Annotated in this window: 1 pseudogene; it reads right to left on the bottom strand. The window is 73.0% G+C overall.

The features are described from left to right. Positions 1–100 precede the first annotated feature (100 nt). Positions 101–904: pseudogene (locus EQG76_RS06650) on the bottom strand (hypothetical protein); the annotation flags it as partial.

Here is a 904-nt window from a genome sequence, read left to right as displayed (position 1 = left end):
GGCTTTGGCCGCAGGCTCCGCTCGATCGGCGGGCCAGGCATCGGCGCCTGGCATTGCTTCGAGCGCGGTGCAGCCCGACCCGCCGGCACGGATGGGCCGCTCAGCCCTCCGGCCGCTCGGGCAGGCCGATCAGCGGTGTGCGCACCGGCCCGGCCAGCCCGATGAAGATCATGATCGCATCCAGCGCTGGCCGGTAGGCCGGCGGCCGGAACGCCGCCAGCCGGTAGATCGGGTCCACCCGCCGCCACGGGTTGCGCGCGATGCTCGCCATCGCCTGGAGCGTGTCTCCGGGCAGACGGCCCCACCCGTCCCGCGCGGCGTTCAGGAGCGCAAAGCAGAGCGGCCGGGACCTCACGCAGTTGGCGACCAGGTTGGCCAGGCTGTTGAACGCGGCGAGCGTCGAGGTCTCCGCCCCGTTGAGCGGCGTCCCCAGCACCTCCCCGACCCTGCCGGTGGTCACGTCCACCAGATTGCCGACCATGGCGGTGGCATTACGCAGGCCCACCGCATTGCCCGCCAGCCGGCGCCCCTTCAGGAACTGTGCCAGGGCAAAGCCCGCCGCCAACGTGGTCCGCTCGTTCACCACCACCCGGCGCGGCAGCGGTGCATCGGTGACCTGGCCCGAGGGAATGCTGCCGAGCACCGTCGCCAGCGCCCCCGGCCCCCGCCGGGCGACCAGATAGAGCACCGTGCCGGGCGAGCCCGGCCGCCGGTAGCGGAGCGCAAACCGGCCGGACGGATCGGTGAACGCCCTGGCCAGCAACATACCGGCCGGGCGCATGTGACTCCGTGCCGGCCAGCCGAGAACAGGCGCACGAGTCCGATAAAGGCTCGCTCGGTAGCCTGCCAGCCCCTCGCCAGCGCTCTCCACCCGCCCGGCCAAGCCGATCGTTCCCGCAGGATC

Source organism: Geminicoccus flavidas, assembly GCF_009806515.1.
Lineage (GTDB): Bacteria > Pseudomonadota > Alphaproteobacteria > Geminicoccales > Geminicoccaceae > Geminicoccus > Geminicoccus flavidus.
The sequence above is the reverse complement of the archived record's forward strand: the minus strand, read 5'-3'. Positions and strand labels throughout refer to the sequence as shown.